An 18,191-nucleotide genomic window follows, 5' to 3' on the forward strand; every position below is an offset into this window, starting at 1 on the left:
TTGAAATGTTTACATGTGATTTGGGCAGGACTCGTCGTCGTGCTTCTCCTCGGCGGATGCAGCCAGGCGGCGCCTGTCGAGAATGGGAGCAAGCAAGGTGCGCTCAACATTCAGGATTTTGCCGGCAGAACATTATCGTTTCATGAATCACCTGAACGGATCGTCTCGTTGTCAACTGGCGACATGAGCATCATTTATGCCTTAGGTGGCCAGGTGGTCGGCCGGCCAACTGCCGAATTGCCAGACAATCTACAAAAGGCAAAGTCTGTACAATCAATTGGCACAACCCATCAATTTGATGTCGAGCTGATCACGAGTTTAAAGCCCGATGTGGTGCTTGGGAATGAATCATTAAACAGCAAGGATATCTCTACTATAGAAGGAATTGGTTCACAGCTTCTTTTGACAAGTGCCAACTCAGTGAAGGACATCCAGCGTCAAGTTACTTTATTTGGTGATTTACTTGGAAAGCAGCAAAAGGCCAAAGCACTCAATGCTCAAATCGATCAGCGGATCAAGCAAGTGAAGCAGCCTGAGAAAAAAGTAAAGACACTCGTTGTATATGGTGCGCCCGGCACATATATGGCGGCACTTCCACAATCTTTAAGCGGTGATCTGCTGCTGATCGCTGGTGGGGCGAATATTGCTGAAAATGAACCAGCACTCGAAAAGTTTCCGCAATATGCACAAATCAATGCAGAAAAGGTAATCGAGGCCGATCCGGATCTCATTTTGCTGATGACACATAGCAATCCTGAAGATGTCAAAGCAGGCTTTATGAGTGAAATGAAGCAAAATGCGGCGTGGCACGATGTATCAGCTGTCAAAAATGGACACGTTGAGATTCTGCCAAGTGACCTATTTGGGACAAATCCAGGCGCAGAAGTCATCAGAGCGATCGATGAATTAGAGAAGAAATTGAAGCGATTGTCATCATGAAGATGAATGCAGAACTAGATTTTCAAAAAAGGCAGTCAAGACGAAAATGGCTGTTACCAGGATTGTTTCTCTCTTTATGTGTGGGCGTCTGTCTAGGACTTGCGGTAGGTTCTGTCCAATTGTCGCTGACGGATTTAATGGCTGTCTTCACGGGAACAGGTCTGCCTGTTCATGAAAAAATTGTCATGGATTTACGGCTGCCCCGTGTGCTCATTGGTTTTCTCGTTGGGGCCTGTCTCGCAGCATCAGGAGCGATTTTACAAGGAGTTGTCCGAAATCCACTTGCTGACCCTGGGATCATTGGTGTGACTGCGGGCGGCGGGTTAGCTGCTGTACTCAGCATGATTGTTCTCCCGCAGTTCACGTATTTGCTTCCGGCAGCTGCTTTTCTGGGCGCCTTATTAGCAGCTCTTGTCGTGTATATGCTGTCATTTGATCAAGGGGTTTCCCCGCTTAAATTGATCTTGGCAGGTGTTGCCGTCAATGCCCTGCTTGGTGCGGTGATGAATGGGTTTATGGTGCTATATAGTGAGCGTGTGCAGGCTGTTTTGCCTTTTCTATCAGGGGGATTAAACGGGCGGAGCTGGCATCATCTTAGCTTTGTGTCGCCATATGCGCTGGCTGGATTATGTCTTTGTTTTTTCGCCATTAAACCGTCCAATCTCCTTTTACTTGGCGATGAATCGGCTCAGCTATTGGGCCTTCGAGTAGAGCGAACTCGATTTTTTCTCATTGCGCTGGCCGCTCTTTTAGCTGGAGCGGCTGTCAGTGTCAGTGGTTTAATCGGATTTGTCGGGCTTGTTGTGCCCCATTTTATCCGTCTTTTAATCGGAGATGATTACCGGTATTTGCTGCCGATTTCAATGCTTGGAGGGGGCGTGCTTGTGGTCTTTGCCGATACAGCAGCACGGGTCTGGTTTACACCGGTTGAATTGCCTGTCGGGATCTTGCTTGCCTGTATCGGTGCACCTTTCTTCCTCTATTTATTAAAAAAGAAAGGGAGGGGTTAAGATGGATGTCATTGCAATGGATGACGTGAGTCTCAGTCAAGGCGGCTTTCGGCTGTCTTCCATTTCAGCAGCTGTTCCTAAAGGGAGTGTAACCGGAATCATTGGCCCGAATGGGTCAGGTAAGTCGACTTTTATCAAAGCGGCCGCACGACTGACCTCAATCGAAAGCGGCATGATTTACATTCACGACATCCCGCAAAAAGAGATGACGGCACAGGAGATCGCCAAGGAGGTGGCGGTTCTCATGCAAACAAGAACCGCCATTCCATCGATGACAGTACGTGAGCTTGTCGCACTTGGACGCAGTCCGCACCGTTCCATCTGGAAAAAAAGCAGTACGTCAGATCATGAAGCGATTGAGTGGGCGCTTGATGTGACGAATAGCCGCACCAATGAAAACAGAATGCTTCATACATTGTCAGGCGGAGAAAGACAAAAGGCATATATTGCAATGGCACTGGCTCAGAAGACAGAAACCATCATTCTCGATGAGCCAACCACTTATTTAGACATTGCGCATCAGCTTGAATTACTGGAGCTACTCAAACAGCTGAATCAAACACATGGCATCACCATTTTAATGGTTCTCCATGACTTGCAGCAGGCCGCAAAATATTGTGACCGTCTCATTGCTATGAAGCGAGGTCAAGTGCATCAAATTGGCTCACCAAAAGAAGTGTTAACAGAAGACTTTTTCAAGGAGGTCTTTGGGATTCAGGCAGAGGTTCACTTAGACGGTGAGCATCCGCTCATTATCCCAATCGCCTCCATTCAACAACAAAAGGGAGATGAACCAAACATGATTATTGTAAACAACCAAGTAAGAGTAGAAAAAGGCAGTGCAGACCACCTTGTTAAACGGTTTAACAAGCAGGGACAAGTAGAATTTATGGAAGGCTTTTTAGGAATGGAAGTATGGGTCACTCAGCAGACAACTGATTACGATGAAGTGACCATTCACACCCGCTGGAATCGAAAAGAAGACTTTGTGAATTGGACAAAATCTCAGGCATTTGGTGATGCGCATGCTCATGGAAAGGCGAAACCTGAAGGCCTGTTAAAAAACAAAATTACGTACTATGAAGTGCAAGTCACAAGACCCGCTTTACAGAAAAAAGCCTAAATATTCAAAAGCGCTGCAGCGAAGAAGCAGCGCTATTTTTTTTGTGATTGTCTCTTTCCGTCACATATTTTTGACAAAGTATTCAAACAACTGACACAATCCTATCCAAATTTTAGGTAAAATTTACTTTATTTTTGAAGCACATGGGTGTAAAGTACAGGTATAAATAACTAACCGAATGAAAATCAAGAGTAAAATTTCACCGAGTGAACTATATCAAATGGACTTTCACTTGTGAATCATTGAACAAATAGTGAACTTTTTGTGAAATGATGAGCATAAATATCTCGAATCATTCGGCATGCGAAAGTAAGGGAGGATGTAAGGCTGTGAGTGAGCTGTTTTTAGCAAGATTTCAATTTGCCTCAACGACATTATTTCATTTTATTTTTGTTCCTATGTCTATAGGTTTGGTATTTATCGTTGCATTGATGCAAACCCTTTATGTGGTGAAGAAAAAAGACATCTATAAAAAGATGGCAAAATTTTGGGGTCACCTTTTCTTAATTAACTTTGCAGTAGGTGTGGTGACAGGGATTCTGCAAGAATTCCAGTTTGGGATGAACTGGTCAGATTATTCAAGGTTTGTCGGTGATGTCTTTGGTGCACCGCTTGCCATTGAAGCGCTATTGGCCTTTTTCCTTGAATCGACCTTTATTGGTCTTTGGATATTCGGCTGGGACCGTCTACCGAAAAAAATTCATTTGTTATGTATTTGGCTTGTTTCTCTTGGTACGATCTTTTCGGCGTTTTGGATTTTACTCGCCAACTCATTTATGCAGGAGCCAGTTGGATTTGTGATTAAAAATGGCCGTGCAGAAATGAATGACTTTGGGGCGCTCGTGACAAATCCGCAACTTTGGGTAGAGTTCCCGCACGTTCTGTTTGGTGCATTGGCAACCGGTGCTTTCTTTATCGCGGGTGTCAGTGCCTATAAAATGATCAAAAAACAAGAAGTGACCTTTTTCAAAAAATCTTTTCAGATTGCCATGGTGCTTGCTTTCATTTCTGGCTTAGGTGTGGCGTTCTCTGGACATGATCAAGCGAAGCACTTAATGGAATCACAGCCGATGAAGATGGCAGCAAGTGAAGCCCTTTGGAAAGATAGTGGAGATCCAGCAGCTTGGACACTATTTGCCAACATTGACACAGATAAAAAAGAAAACTCTGCGGAGATCAATATTCCGTTTGCTTTAAGTTACTTGGCTTATTCGAAGTTTAGTGGAGATGTGCCAGGCATGCTGACCCTTCAAAAAGAATATGAAGCAAAGTTTGGTCCTGGAGATTACATTCCTCCAGTCAAAACAACCTTCTGGAGCTTTAGAATCATGGTGGGTGCCGGCATGTTGATGATTTTTGCTAGTATGATTGGTTTGTATTTGAGCTTTAGAAAAAAACTAGAATCAAACAAATGGTATTTACGCTTCATGGTATGGATGATTGCGTTCCCGTTTATTGCTAACTCAGCGGGCTGGATCATGACGGAAATTGGGCGTCAGCCGTGGACAGTCTTTGGTATGATGACAACCGCACAATCCATTTCACCAAACGTATCGTACGGCATGTTGCTATTCTCAGTCATTAGCTTTACGACCATTTATCTGATTCTTGCCATCGTGCTTGCCTACTTATTCATTCGAGAAATTAAAAAAGGTGCACATTCTGAAGAGAATACAGATCAAAAGGATGAAACGGACCTGTCTACAGATCCATTTGATGGAGGCGCATATCATGGCATATCTTAACGAGATTTGGTTTATTCTTGTCGCAGTATTGTTTGTTGGATTTTTCTTCTTAGAAGGATTTGATTTTGGTGTCGGGATGTCCATGCAGCTAATTGGAAAAGATGCACACGAGCGCCGCATTTTAATCAATACGATTGGCCCTTTCTGGGATGCGAATGAGGTCTGGCTGATTACAGCTGGCGGGGCTATTTTCGCCGCTTTTCCTCACTGGTACGCTACGATGTTCAGCGGATACTATATTCCATTTACGATTCTCCTATTAGCGCTCATTGGGCGGGGGGTCGCCTTTGAATTTAGAGGGAAGGTCGAGAAGGCTTCATGGATCAAAACGTGGGACTGGATCATCTTCTTTGGCAGTCTGCTTCCGCCATTTTTACTCGGAGTGCTATTCACAAGTATGTTACGAGGAATGCCAATTGATCAAGATATGAATATGTACGCTGGATTTACAGACTTCGTCAATCTTTATTCAGTGATCGGCGGGGTAGCTGTGACGGTGCTTTGCCTCCTGCATGGATTGATTTTCGTCACACTCCGCACTGAGGGCGATTTAAGAAATCGTGCAAGAAAGCTCGGTCAGCGTGTTTTATTGATTGCACTACCAGTTCTTGTTCTATTTGTTGGTGTGTCTATTCTTGAAACAGACATTTATACCGTGCGTCCGATCATCACAATCCCTTTAACTGTACTCATTGTGGTTTGTTATGTAGCGGCTCTATTCTTTATGAGAAAAGAGCGTGATGGATGGACATTTTTATTCACAGGTGCAGGTATTATGGTGACGGTGACCATGCTTTTCACAGCATTATTCCCGCGTGTCATGATTAGTTCGATCAACCATGCATTCGACCTCACCATTCAAAACGCTGCATCAGGATCTTATTCACTGACGGTCATGACGATTGTTGCCATTTCTTTGCTACCTTTTGTGCTTGGGTATCAAATCTGGAGCTACTATGTCTTCCGTAAACGTGTAAGCGGTAAGGAGCCAATGACCTACTAATGGATAAACGTTTGCTTCAACTAAAAGGAATGAGGGGGCTTCTTGCCCTCTTAGGTATTGTGTCAATCATCCAAGGAGCAAGTATTATTTTTCAAGCACAGTGGCTGGCACATGCCATAACAACGCTGTTTGACGGGAAGAGCCTCATGCAGGCAACACCTTATGTCTTGCTGTTTCTTGCTGCCTTTCTGGTGCGGCACGGTCTCACCTTGATGCGGGAGAAGGTCATGTTCACCTATTCTTCCCGAATTGGAGCAGACGTGAGAAAGCAGCTGTTGGACCAGCTGTTCCGTTTAGGGCCAGCTTTCACGAAGAAAAAAGGAACAGGCAAGCTTGTGACATTGGCGATGGAGGGCATTGTCCAATATCGTCAGTATTTACAGCTGTTTTTGCCGAAAATGGTGAACATGGCAGTTATTCCGGTGATGGTGCTTGTCTATGTTTGGACATTAGATGAAACATCTGCTGTCATTCTCATTGTCACGCTGCCGATTTTAATTGTTTTTATGATTTTGCTAGGACTTGTCGCTCAGCGTAAAGCGGCCAAACAATGGAGATCGTATGAGAAATTATCCAATCATTTTACTGATTCTCTCCGTGGCCTTGAAACGCTTCGCTACTTAGGGATTAGCAAAAAGCATTCTCGCAATATTGGAGAGGTCTCAAAGCGTTATCGAAAGGCGACGATGAGTACACTGAAAGTCGCCTTTCTTTCATCTTTTGCTCTCGATTTCTTTTCAATGCTGTCCATTGCGACTGTCGCTGTATTTCTCGGCTTGCGCTTAATTGAGGGAGATCTTTTGTTATTGCCCGCTTTGACCGCACTGATGCTTGCGCCAGAATATTTCTTGCCAGTCCGTGAAGTGGGAAATGATTATCATGCGACGTTAAACGGTAAAGAAGCGAATGAGGCGATTCAAGTGATTTTAGAGGAAAAGGGCTTCCGAGAGCAGGAGACACAATCCGTTCAGCTGAACGAGTGGATTGAGCAATCTGAGCTCATACTGCAAGATGTCAGTGTCTTGCATGATGAACATGCTCCTTATTCGATTCAGGATGTGGACCTCACTGTGAAAGGAAAGAAAAAGATTGGGATCATCGGTGCCAGTGGTTCGGGGAAATCGACGTTAACGGATGTTCTCGGGGGTTTTGTTGAACCGTCTGCAGGTGAAATCATCCTAAACGGAAAGCCGCTTGCTCATTTACAGCTGGCGGCATGGCAAAAAGAAGTCGTTTATATGCCGCAGCATCCTTATTTATTTCACATGACACTGAGAGAAAACATTCGTTTTTATGAACCGAATGCAACAGATGAAGACGTTGAAAGAGCGGTGCAAGAGGCAGGTTTGTCTCAGCTCGTAGCTGAACTCCCCAATGGACTGGATGAGGTCATTGGCGAACAGGGCAGAGGACTGAGCGGTGGACAAGCGCAGCGGATTGCCCTCGCTCGTACAGTGCTCGGCCAGCGATCCATTATGCTGTTAGATGAACCAACGGCTCATCTGGATATTGAGACAGAGTATGAATTGAAGAAAACAATGCTTCCATTGTTTGAAAATAAACTTGTGTTTTTAGCCACACACAGACTTCATTGGATGACGGATATGGATGAAATCATTGTGATGGATCATGGGACGATTGCAGAGATGGGGACTCATGAATCATTAATGGAAAGAAAAGGTGTGTACTATCAATTGGTACAGGAACAAATGGGGGCGGTCACACATGGTCAGTAAAGGCTGGTTTATACCTTATATCAAGGAGAATCAAAAGCTGTTTGCCTTGGTGCTTTTTTTAGGGGCGATTGCGGTGTTTTCTGCTTCTATGCTCATGTATACGTCAGGGTTCCTCATTTCAAAAGCTGCCACAAGACCTGAGAATATCTTGATGGTCTATGTCCCAATCGTGGCAGTACGTACCTTTGGTATTTCACGCTCAGCGGCTCGTTATGCAGAGAGACTGGCGAGTCACCAACTCATTTTGACGATGATTGAAAAAATGCGGGTACGTCTTTATGATATGGCTGAACGCAGTGCCAAACAGACTAAGCTTGGAACAGGTGAAATGCTTGGGCTGTTATCAGAAGATGTGGAGAGATTACAGGATGCGTATTTAAAAACAATTTTTCCATCCATCGGTGCGCTGCTTTTATATGCCGCTTCGATTGGAGCACTTGGGCTTTTCTCATGGCCTTTTGCCGGGTTGATGCTGCTTTATATGGCGCTGCTCGTATTTGTATTCCCATACATCACAGTACTTGTGAACCGGGCGCGACAAATTCAAATGAAGAAAGGCAGAAATGAACTGTACAGCCATTTAACAGATGCTGTCATGGGCGTGAGTGACTGGTTGTTTAGCGGCAGACAGAACGATTTTGTTGAGGGCTATGAACGAAAAGAAGCAAAGCTATTAGCACTCGAATCGGCAAAGCACCGGTTTATCCGTCTGCGCCAATTTTTAGCACAGCTAGTCATTGGAGGAGCAGTCGTCCTTGTCGTGTATTGGAGCGGCTCAGTCGTTCAGGCTGGTTCTATGCCGCACACGCTCATCGCAGCCTTTGTGCTTGTGCTGTTTCCATTAACAGAAGCCTTTCTTCCGCTGTCAGATGCAGCAGGCGATATTCCTGTTTATCAGCATGCCGTCAGCAGATTAAATCATTATGAAGAGCAGTCGTATGAAGGATTAGTGGAGAGGAAGGCAGCAGACGAGACACCCGTCTCTGATGGCGTTGAAGCGGTCTGTTTTGATCAAGTAACCTTCGGATATGAAGTAGATCAACATGTACTAAAGCATTTTTCGTTTTCCATGAAGCAAGGTGAATCGCTCGCTCTTTTAGGAAAAAGCGGTGCAGGCAAATCGACCATTTTAAAACTGTTAGAAGGGGCAGTCGTGCCAAATCAAGGGGTTGTCAGCATTCAGGGGAAACCGGTACAAAGCATTCAAGAGGAGATATCCTCTTATGTGTCTGTGCTCAATCAACAGCCCTATTTATTCGATACGTCTGTTTTAAACAACATTCGCTTAGGTTCTCCAGAAGCGACAGAAGAGCAAGTAAAAGAAGCCGCGCAGCAAGTGCAGCTGCACGATTACATTGAGTCTTTGCCAGAAGGTTATCACACAGGTGTACAAGAGACAGGGGTTCGTTTCTCTGGTGGAGAAAGACAGCGTATGGCTCTAGCACGGATTTTGCTGCAAAACACACCGATTGTTGTATTAGATGAGCCAACCGTCGGGCTTGATCCACGCACAGAGCGTGAATTGCTTGAAACAATCTTCCGTGTGTTAAAAGGAAAAACAGTCATTTGGATCACCCATCATCTCACTGGCTGTGAGGCATGTGACCGTATGATGTTTATTGAAGGTGGACGTATTGAGATGGAAGGGCACCATCATGATTTGCTGAAAGAAAATGTGCGTTATCAAAAGCTGTATGAAATGGATCGTCCATTTTCGGTCGTGTAAAAAATGAACGACAAGAACGTTCGGACAGAAGATTTCTGCCCGAACGTTTTTTTGAGCTTAAGGATTTACTTTTCCTACACCCGCATTTGATACAACTTCTGATTTCACATTGTTCACGTTAAGCAAAGAGTAGTTATAAGGAGGGTTGTACGTACCTGTTGAAGACGTTGGCAGGCTACCTGTGCTGTTAATATATGAGTTGTTGATGACATGCCATGTACCGACTTGACGGCTGTCCCAGCTGCCAATGGCATTGTTTGTATTTTCAAATACGTTGTGCTCAATTCTCATTTTTGCGCCCATACGAGAGTTAATCGCAGTTGTATGGATGCCTTTGTAGTAGTTGTTATACACATGACCTTCTCCGTAGCGCATAGACGGTACACGAGAGTTCAAGTTTTCAAAGCGGTTGTTGTGGAATGTGATTTTTCTGTTGTAGTTATCGTTATCGGAGCTGCCCATCAGCATTGTTTTCCAGCTGTCATGGACATAGTTCCATGAGAACGTAATGTAATCGGAGTCATTTTTCACATCGAATAACCCATCATAGTCATCTTTCCCAGAGTTCAAAGTGTTGTAGAGTTCATTATGGTCGACCCATACGTTTTTAGAACCACCTTCGATTCCGATGGCATCTTTATCACCGATTTTGCTGTGATGGATTTTGAGGTTGCGGATGATGACGTTATTGGCACGCCATACTTTAATACCAATCCCATTAAATTCGCCGTTTGTCCCTTTACCGACGATGGAGACATTGTTTGTATCTTTCACATCAATTTTATTGGCCGATGTATTAGAAGGAGTAATCGTTCCGTCTACCACGATTTTCAATTTTTCATTTGTTCCTTTGCTTTTGAGGGCAGCTAATAGTTCATTTCCGGTTTTCACCGTCACCGTTTTACCGCCTTCACCGCCTGTTGTACCGCCATTTAATGTGGAGAATCCTTGCTGATTAAAATTGGCCATAATCGAAGGGCTTTCTGGATATTTCGTTGCTGCTTTTGCCTCCCCATTTGGCGCAAATAATGAAGTCACGAGACCAACCGCTAACACACCAGCTAACATTGGAACTTTTTTCTTCAACATGAACATCTCCATTCTATATTTTGTTTTAATGTAAACGTTTCCAAAATAAGCTGCGATTCAACCGCTCCTCCTTCCTTCGCCAGCATCGCCTCTTTCGGAATGTAGGAAGAGCATAGCACGCAAAAAGGTATCATCGGCTAAGAATTGGAACGAAGTATTCCACGATTTTCAAGGAAACTAAGGCAATGATTATTTCAATTTATCTACATGAGACAAGGATCATTGACGATAGGTATTGGGGTAACCTAGTGATTATGAAAAGGACGTTCTTCTTTTCAAGGAAAATCAAGATGATTACGAAAGCGTCATTTTGTTAGAGACAAAGACATGTCATAATCATTACATAAGAAAAAAATGGATATCAAATAGATCCATGCGCTAAATAGCAGGTAGAAAAGGCTCCAATTAAAAAAAGAAGGTCTATTTTAAACGATGCGATCACCGGTGTCGTCTAATCAATAAGAGATAGAAAGGAAGGAGGGACGTGTTTGGAGCAGACCGAGGAGACTTTATGGATCAAGCGGGCAAAACAGGGGGATGATGCCGCATTTACCGCCCTTTATCGGCATCATTATTCGTTTCTTTACCGTTATTTGATGAAATTGACCCTTCAACAAGAGCTGACAGAGGAGATCATGCAAGAAACGATGCTCAAAGCGTACATGAAACTTTCTTCTTTTAGAGGAGATTCATTATTTTCAACATGGCTCATGTCCATTGCATCTAGACAATTTTTAGATCATCAAAAGAAAAGAAAACGTGAACAAACGAGAGAAGGAAAGGCGAATCAAGAAGCCATCCGCCGGTTCAAATGGGATGTTCAGCAAAAAGGCCATACTTGGCATGACATGTGGGATGCTCTAAATGAGTTAAAGGCTCAGGAGAGAGCACCGATCCTTCTCCATTACTATTATGGCTTTACTTACCCTGAAATCGCTTCGATGCTCGGGGTGAGAGAAGGTACGGTGAAATCGAGGGTTCATCATGGGATCAAGAAAATTCGAAAGGAGTGGGACTGATGAAAGAAGATCGTTTCGCCGATCGTTTAAAAGAGGGGCTGCAGGAGCTCGATGAACAAATCGAAGTAGAAAAGCCGAGTGAACAAGCTTTGATGTTGATGCTAAAGCAGGCAAAGGCAAAAGAGAAAAAACGTTTTAAACAAGAAGTGCTGGCGTACATCATCGTCAGTCTGACCATCATGACACTTTTTGCAGCTGCCATTACTCATTTGCCCATCATCTTCATTCTTCTCCAAGTGGTGAGCGTGCCACTCTGTGTGGTTGTCGGCATCAAGGAATACCAACATATTAAAGGAGGGTCCTCCTTATGAGTCAGACGGAAATGATCATCTTATTGTGCGCATTACCGTTACTGTTTGCACAGGGATTTCTCTTATTTATGGATGCCAAGAAAAGAGGGCGTTATAAATGGTTCTGGGGCATCATTGGATTAATCAACTTCCCATCTTCTTCTATTTTATATTGGCTGTGTGTTGTCTTACCTGATCGTAAAAGAGGAGAAAAGCTCAGGAAAGATTGAAAGACGTTGTAAAACTTTTGACCTTTTTTTTGAATGATCATCATCTAGAAAAAATGAAAGTTTCATGAATGTGTCAAAGAAAGCGGGATGTTGAACGTCCAGTTCGTCATTTCTAGCACGATAGTCATTCTTTAAGCGGGTCATTTTCATGACGGAAGGTGATTCTGCTTGATCTATCTCATTTCGGCATCGTTTTCATCTGTTATCAATATTGATCAGTTTTTACAAATGGTGTTAAATTAATCTCAATATGCGTTAGAAAATCTAACAACCAAAGAGTGAGATATTGACAAGGAGGCAGATGAGACATGTTGACCTTAGATCGAGCAGCACAAACAGCACAAAGCTACATCCACCGTGTGCTAGAGGATGTAGAAAAACGGAATCCAGGCGAGGCGGAATTCCAGCAAGCCGTGAAAGAAATTCTGGAATCCCTCGTCCCGGTTTTTGCAAAACACCCAGAGTATGAAAAACAGGGGATCTTAGAACGCTTAATTGAGCCTGAGCGGCTTGTGATGTTTCGTGTACCGTGGGTAGACGATGAAGGCAAAGTACAGGTGAACAGAGGATTCAGGGTTCAATTTAATAGTGCCATCGGTCCTTATAAGGGGGGCATTCGTTTCCACCCATCGGTCAATGCCAGCATCATCAAGTTTTTAGGATTTGAACAAATCTTTAAAAACGCACTGACAGGTTTGCCGATCGGCGGAGGAAAAGGTGGATCAGATTTTGACCCTAAAGGGAAATCTGATGGAGAAATCATGCGCTTTGTTCAAAGCTTTATGAGTGAACTCAGTCGTTATATTGGACCTGATCAAGATGTGCCGGCAGGAGATATTGGGGTAGGCGCACGCGAAATCGGCTATATGTTCGGCCAGTACAAAAAAATGCGTGGTGCGTATGAAGCAGGTGTCCTGACAGGAAAGAGCCCTGGCTTCGGAGGCAGTTTAGCAAGAAAAGAAGCGACCGGCTATGGACTGGTGTACTTTATGGAAGAAATGTTAAAAGCCCACGGAATGCAATTTGAAGGACGATCTGTTGTTGTGTCTGGGTCAGGAAATGTATCGATTTATGCGATGGAAAAAGTATTGGAATTAGGCGGAAAGGTTGTGGCTTGTAGTGATTCAAGCGGAGCCATTTACGACCCTCAAGGCATTTCACTTGAGACAGTGAAGCAGCTGAAGGAAGTCGATAACCAGCGAATTAGTGCCTACATAGATATTCACCCGCATGCTGAATTGATTGAAGATTGCGAACAAATTTGGTCTCTCCCTTGTGACATTGCGCTGCCATGTGCGACCCAAAATGAAATTTCAGAGTCGCAAGCACAGCAGCTAGTGGCAAACGGTGTCATCGCTGTAGGAGAAGGGGCCAATATGCCGTCCACACTTGAGGCCGTCAAAGTATTTGAACAACATGATATTTTGTTTGCACCAGCAAAAGCAGCAAATGCAGGGGGAGTGGGTGTTTCGGCGTTAGAAATGGCGCAAAACAGTGCGAGAATGTCTTGGACTTTTGAAGAAGTAGATGGTCAGTTGAAACAAATGATGCAGTCGATTTATCGTCAGTGTACTGAGACAGCTGAAGAATACGGATACGCTGGAAACTTAATGGTAGGCGCAAATATTGCAGGATTTCGCAAAGTGGCAGATGCCATGATCGCACAAGGCGTCATTTAACTCCTGCTCTCCCGCACCTGTTTATTTCATGACAAGACCGGGAATCGTCTTGTAAGAATGACAATAAGGAGGCGCGGGAGAAAATGAAAAAGTGGCTGAAACAAATTGTCAAATGGGCACCAGTGATTTATCCAGTGGTGAGGAAAATATATAAAGAACGAAAAGCATCCAAGAGTCGTAACGTATCAGCCGGGTAATCCGGCTTTTTTTTATGAAATGAATGAAACAAAAAAATATGCTGTGTGAATGATCCATATCACTTCTCTCTCCGTTAAGTACATAACAAACGGAAAGAGGAGGCAAAACAGATGAAAATGAAAAAAGCATTTTTAACGATCCCGCTTAGTGCAGCATTATTATTACCAACTGCTCAAATGGCAAGTGCACACGAAGGACATATGCATGGGGATGCAAAAAAGTCGTCATCATCACAAGAGGTGTCAAATAAAGCAACGGATCTTCGCGCAGCGCTTGATCAGCTCTTCTCAGAGCATGCTTATTTAGCAGTGATCACGATGCAAAAGGGAATTGACGGCAGTAAAGATTTTGATCAAGCAGCCGCAGCGTTAAATGAAAACACGAATGATCTATCAGATGCGATCGCCTCTGTGTATGGAAAAAAAGCAGGGAAACAATTCAAAGAGATTTGGTCAAGCCATATCGGCTACTTCGTTGATTATGTACAAGCGACAGCGAAAAAAGATGAAGCAGGTAAAAAGAAAGCGGTCAAAGAGCTTGATCAATACCGCATGAAACAAGCTGATATGCTTGATAAAGCAACAGGTGGAAGATTGAAAGCAAGTGAACTTGAAGAAGGGTTAAAGATGCACGTCAATGAACTGCTAAAAGCTTTTGACAGTTACACAGAAAAGGATTTTGATACAACCTATGAAACGGTCAGAAAATCCATTCATCATATGTTTGAAGTAGGTAAAGGTGTATCATGGGCGATTACAGATCAATTTCCTGGGAAATTTGATCAAAAATCAGTCGATACTCCAGCGGCAGATCTTCGTGAGGATTTAAACTACTTGTTCTCAGAGCATTTGGCACTCGCGGTAGTGGCTATGCAAAAAGGGAATGATGGCAGCAAGGACTTTGACCAAGCGGCAGCAGCCTTAAATGAAAATACAAATGATTTATCAGATGCGATCGCTTCTGTTTATGGAAAAGATGCAGGAAAACAATTTAAAACGATCTGGTCAAGTCATATCGGATATTTAGTTGATTATGTTAAAGCGGATGCATCAGGAGACGAGCAAGCAAAAGAAAAGGCTGTCAAAGATTTAGATGCTTACCGTATGAAACAAGCAAAATTTTTAGATCAAGCGACAGATGGCCGATTGAAGGCGGCTGACTTAGAAGCTGGGTTGAAAACGCATATTGATGAGCTCATCAAAACGTACACGTCTTATCATCATGGTGAATATGATCAGCTGTACCCGACTGTCAGAGAAGCATACGGCCATATGTTCATGGTTGGTCAAGATGTCGCATCAGCTATTGTCGATCAGCATCCTGACATGTTCAAATCCAACATGCCAAATGAGATGCCGAAAACAGGTATGGGAGGCACAGCCGGTCCATTAGGTATGTCATATGAAGCATTTGCTGGGATGATGGCAAGTCTCATCTTAGCCGGAGGTGCAGTGGGGGCGTTCTTCCTCATTCGCCGTAAACCATCAAATTAAGCAGGCATCAAGACAAGAGGGAACGTGCACAATCGTGCCGTTCCTTTCTTCAAAAGGAGGTCGACTTGCGTGAAAAGATGGCTGTTTGGAATTCTGACGCTTTTCATCATCACGGGCTGCGCATCCCAATCAATAGATGAAAAGTCATCCTCTGAAACTGCATCATCTCCTGAGCCAATGACAGCAAAACAAGCCAAGAATCCATCTCATTCACACGACACGTTAAAAGATGAGCCATCGGGTATTGTTCCCGCTGAAATTTCCATTCCAGCGATTGATGTCCAAGCAAAAGTGGAGAAAACGACTTTATCAAAGGATGGCAGTATGGGTGTTCCGCAAAATTCAGATCACACAGCTTGGTTTGAAGATGGTCCGAAGCCCGGTGATAAAGGGAATGCTGTCATAAATGGTCATGTTGATAATAAATGGGGTCCAGCTGTTTTTTATCGACTAAAGGAGCTAAAAAAGGGAGACAAAGTCATTGTGACATCCTCGTCAGGGGAAAAGCGAACCTTTGAGGTTCTCAAGGTGAAAAGCTATCCGCGCGAAGAGAAACCAAATGCTTTTTTCGGGTACGCCTTTACACGGAATCTCAATTTCATCACATGTACGGGAACTTTTGATCATGCAGCCGGTACACATGAAAAAAGATTGGTTGTCTTTACACAACTGATTTCCTCATAAGAAAAAGGCGGATACACGGAGGTGTAACGCCTTTTTTTCATGATTTCGACAACAGCATCTTAGAAGAAGATTCATAGGTCATTAGATATGGTTGGTTGTATAAATAGGGGCGTTTGTCATATAAATGAGTTGGCAATTTTTATTTCTTTTCAGTAGAATATGAGTAATGAAGAGAACTGTAAGCGTATACAACCTGTCCAAACAAGGCAGATTCTCCACCCTAAATGAAGGAGGCCGACCTAATGCTGAGTAAAAGACTGGCGCACATTTTAAGTCAGCTGATGGCAGCTGAGACTCCTCTCACGAGCGCTGCGCTTTCTGTCAGTTTACAAGTGACAAGCCGCACCATCCGAACAGACATCAAGGAACTGAATGAGCGTCTAGCCCCTTATCAAGCAGCTGTATCAGCTGTTAGAGGCGCTGGCTATGAGCTGTTGATCAACGATGAGAATGCCTTTCGCCGTTTTATGAAGGAAGAAGTCGAACAGGAAGAACCGCTTGCTATTCTTCCAGAAGAACGAGTTCGATTTATTTTGAAAAAGCTGCTTCTAGCGGAATCATATGTGAAGCTGGAAGACTTACAGGAGCAGCTGTTTATTAGTAAATCGACGATGAGTAATGACATGAAATGGGTCAAACGTAAGCTCGAACCCTTTGATCTGAAGCTGGAAGCAAAGCCGAATAAAGGCTGCCGGATCAAAGGATCTGAGATGAAAATCCGTTATTGCATGTCAGAATATTTATTCAATGAACGGCGTTCCTATCAAACAATGCTGAACACGGCGGTTACGATTTTGCCAAAACATGAGCTGGAATTGATTCAGAGAACCATGATTGATTATATCAACGAGGAAAAAATGAATCTATCAGACATTTGCATGAATAATTTAATTGTTCATATTGCTATTGCCTGTAAACGGATTAGACACGGAAACTATGTATCTGTGCTGCCTGAAGAAATCAACGAAATCCCAAGGGCAAAAGAATACAAGGTAGCCAAAAAAATGGTTGAGCGTCTTGAAGGGCTGCTGGATGTCTCATTTCCACAAGAGGAAATCGTTTATATCGCCATTCATTTGCTAGGAACAGCCAAAATGGTACAGTCTTTTTCAACGGGCGGTCAAAAACAAATTGTGGATGATGACACGAGCCGTCTTGTTCAGCTGATGCTGAAAGCCATTGATCAAAAATTGCAGCTGGATTTAGCGGGAGATGCGGAATTGCTGATTGGCCTCAGTTTGCACTTAAAGCCGGCGATCAATCGGTGTAAGTATGGAATGAATTTAAGAAATCCAATGCTTGATGAGATCAAAGCGGGCTATCCAATTGCCTTTGAAGCAGGGATTGTGGCGAGCAGAATCATTGAAGAAGAGACAGGTTTGTCCATTCATGAAAATGAGATCGGCTATATGGCACTTCATTTTGGTGCGGCCTTAGAGCGCAGGAAAATGGAGATACCACCGAAGCGATGCCTGATTGTCTGTGCGTCTGGTGCAGGGAGTGCAAGGCTACTTCAAGATCGTTTGCGGTCACAATTTGGGTCGAAGCTGACCATTTTAGGAACAGCAGAGCTTTATTCCCTTCCGCATGTCTCTTTACATGCATTGGATTTAATTATTTCGACCATTCCTATTCATATGGATTTACCGATTCCGGTCATTCAAGTGAACACGATTTTAGGAGGCAGTGATTTTTTAAAAATAGAAGAAGCTTTGACAAGTGAAACAAGAGTGACATTAGCTACGCAATATATGAAAAAGGAATTGGTCTTTACAAAACGTGGCTTTCAAACAAAGGAAGAGGTCATACACTTTCTCACGCAAAAGGTCATTGACATGGGCTTAGCGCCAGCAGAACTTACACAATCTGTGATGGAAAGAGAAGAGTCTGCACCGACTTCATTTGGGCATTATACAGCAATTCCGCATCCGATGACCCCGCTGACAGAAGAGACGTTTTGGGCGATCTGTACATTAGAAAAACCGATTATTTGGGGAGAGAAAAAAGTTCAATTTGTGTGCTTGCTTTGTGTCGAAAAAGAGAATGCCAAAGACTTAAAAGGCATGTACCGTCTGCTTGGAGAGCTTGTCCATCATGTGAAATTTATTCAGCACCTCATCACCTGTGACACCTTTGAAGACATGCTGGATGTCATGGATAAAAAAGCGCCTTCGTACAAGAACTAATGGTGTGATATTAACTTTTTCCGCTTCCTAAAGGAAAAAGT

16 protein-coding genes are annotated in these 18,191 nt (G+C 43.6%); 15 read left to right on the plus strand and 1 reads right to left on the minus strand.

The features are described from left to right. The 7 genes from MHH23_RS02520 to cydC all read left to right on the plus strand — a co-directional run bounded on the left by MHH23_RS02520 (position 1) and on the right by cydC (position 9,282). Positions 1-939, plus strand: a complete 939-nt coding sequence (locus MHH23_RS02520; protein ID WP_335364181.1) for an ABC transporter substrate-binding protein — start codon at positions 1-3, stop codon at positions 937-939. Next, positions 936-1,949: a FecCD family ABC transporter permease gene (locus MHH23_RS02525; protein ID WP_251210584.1), complete on the plus strand. Its 1,014-nt coding sequence runs from the start codon at positions 936-938 to the stop codon at positions 1,947-1,949. Before MHH23_RS02520 ends, MHH23_RS02525 begins: the two co-directional genes overlap by 4 nt. 1 nt (position 1,950) lies before the next feature. Beyond that, positions 1,951-3,072, plus strand: a complete 1,122-nt coding sequence (gene isdG, locus MHH23_RS02530) for a heme oxygenase (protein ID WP_116306471.1) — start codon at positions 1,951-1,953, stop codon at positions 3,070-3,072. Between the two features lie 329 nt (positions 3,073-3,401). Further along, entirely contained in the window at positions 3,402-4,817 is a 1,416-nt protein-coding gene (locus tag MHH23_RS02535) for a cytochrome ubiquinol oxidase subunit I (RefSeq protein ID WP_058213460.1), read from the plus strand. Then, complete coding sequence (gene cydB / locus MHH23_RS02540) at positions 4,804-5,820, plus strand: cytochrome d ubiquinol oxidase subunit II (RefSeq protein WP_338705873.1); 1,017 nt, start codon at positions 4,804-4,806, stop codon at positions 5,818-5,820. Before MHH23_RS02535 ends, cydB begins: the two co-directional genes overlap by 14 nt. Continuing rightward, positions 5,820-7,556, plus strand: a complete 1,737-nt coding sequence (gene cydD, locus MHH23_RS02545) for a thiol reductant ABC exporter subunit CydD (RefSeq protein WP_340958829.1) — start codon at positions 5,820-5,822, stop codon at positions 7,554-7,556. Before cydB ends, cydD begins: the two co-directional genes overlap by 1 nt. Further along, positions 7,546-9,282, plus strand: coding sequence for a thiol reductant ABC exporter subunit CydC (gene cydC, locus MHH23_RS02550; RefSeq protein ID WP_046526781.1), 1,737 nt, complete (start codon positions 7,546-7,548; stop codon positions 9,280-9,282). Before cydD ends, cydC begins: the two co-directional genes overlap by 11 nt. A gap of 57 nt (positions 9,283-9,339) precedes the next feature. Here the strand turns inward: cydC and MHH23_RS02555 are convergent, their stop codons facing one another. Then, positions 9,340-10,371: a pectate lyase family protein gene (locus MHH23_RS02555; RefSeq protein ID WP_008345573.1), complete on the minus strand. Its 1,032-nt coding sequence runs from the start codon at positions 10,369-10,371 to the stop codon at positions 9,340-9,342. 488 nt (positions 10,372-10,859) lie between these two features. Between MHH23_RS02555 and sigY the strand changes: the two genes are divergently transcribed. The 8 genes from sigY (at position 10,860) to MHH23_RS02595 (ending at position 18,150) form a co-directional block, all read left to right on the plus strand. Further along, complete coding sequence (gene sigY, locus MHH23_RS02560) at positions 10,860-11,390, plus strand: RNA polymerase sigma factor SigY (protein ID WP_007497895.1); 531 nt, start codon at positions 10,860-10,862, stop codon at positions 11,388-11,390. Then, the gene (locus MHH23_RS02565) at positions 11,390-11,701 is read left to right on the plus strand and encodes a YxlC family protein (RefSeq protein ID WP_144679043.1); all 312 of its coding nucleotides are present in this window, start codon (positions 11,390-11,392) and stop codon (positions 11,699-11,701) included. Before sigY ends, MHH23_RS02565 begins: the two co-directional genes overlap by 1 nt. Continuing rightward, positions 11,698-11,910 (plus strand): hypothetical protein, encoded by a 213-nt coding sequence (locus tag MHH23_RS02570; protein WP_008345569.1) that lies wholly within the window; start codon positions 11,698-11,700, stop codon positions 11,908-11,910. Before MHH23_RS02565 ends, MHH23_RS02570 begins: the two co-directional genes overlap by 4 nt. Positions 11,911-12,218: 308 nt before the next feature. Beyond that, entirely contained in the window at positions 12,219-13,589 is a 1,371-nt protein-coding gene (gene gdhA / locus MHH23_RS02575; RefSeq protein ID WP_008345568.1) for an NADP-specific glutamate dehydrogenase, read from the plus strand. Positions 13,590-13,672: 83 nt separating this feature from the next. After that, on the plus strand, positions 13,673-13,786 hold the full coding sequence (locus MHH23_RS02580) for a hypothetical protein (protein WP_008345567.1): 114 nt from the start codon (positions 13,673-13,675) through the stop codon (positions 13,784-13,786). A gap of 111 nt (positions 13,787-13,897) precedes the next feature. Then, a complete protein-coding gene (locus tag MHH23_RS02585; RefSeq protein WP_019743488.1) occupies positions 13,898-15,280 on the plus strand; it encodes a hypothetical protein in 1,383 nt (460 codons plus the stop codon). Between the two features lie 69 nt (positions 15,281-15,349). Continuing rightward, positions 15,350-15,964: a class F sortase gene (locus MHH23_RS02590; protein WP_340958832.1), complete on the plus strand. Its 615-nt coding sequence runs from the start codon at positions 15,350-15,352 to the stop codon at positions 15,962-15,964. Between the two features lie 242 nt (positions 15,965-16,206). Then, positions 16,207-18,150, plus strand: a complete 1,944-nt coding sequence (locus tag MHH23_RS02595) for a BglG family transcription antiterminator (RefSeq protein WP_340958834.1) — start codon at positions 16,207-16,209, stop codon at positions 18,148-18,150. Positions 18,151-18,191: the final 41 nt, after the last annotated feature.

This window comes from Bacillus sp. FSL K6-3458, assembly GCF_038005045.1.
Lineage (GTDB): Bacteria > Bacillota > Bacilli > Bacillales > Bacillaceae > Bacillus > Bacillus altitudinis.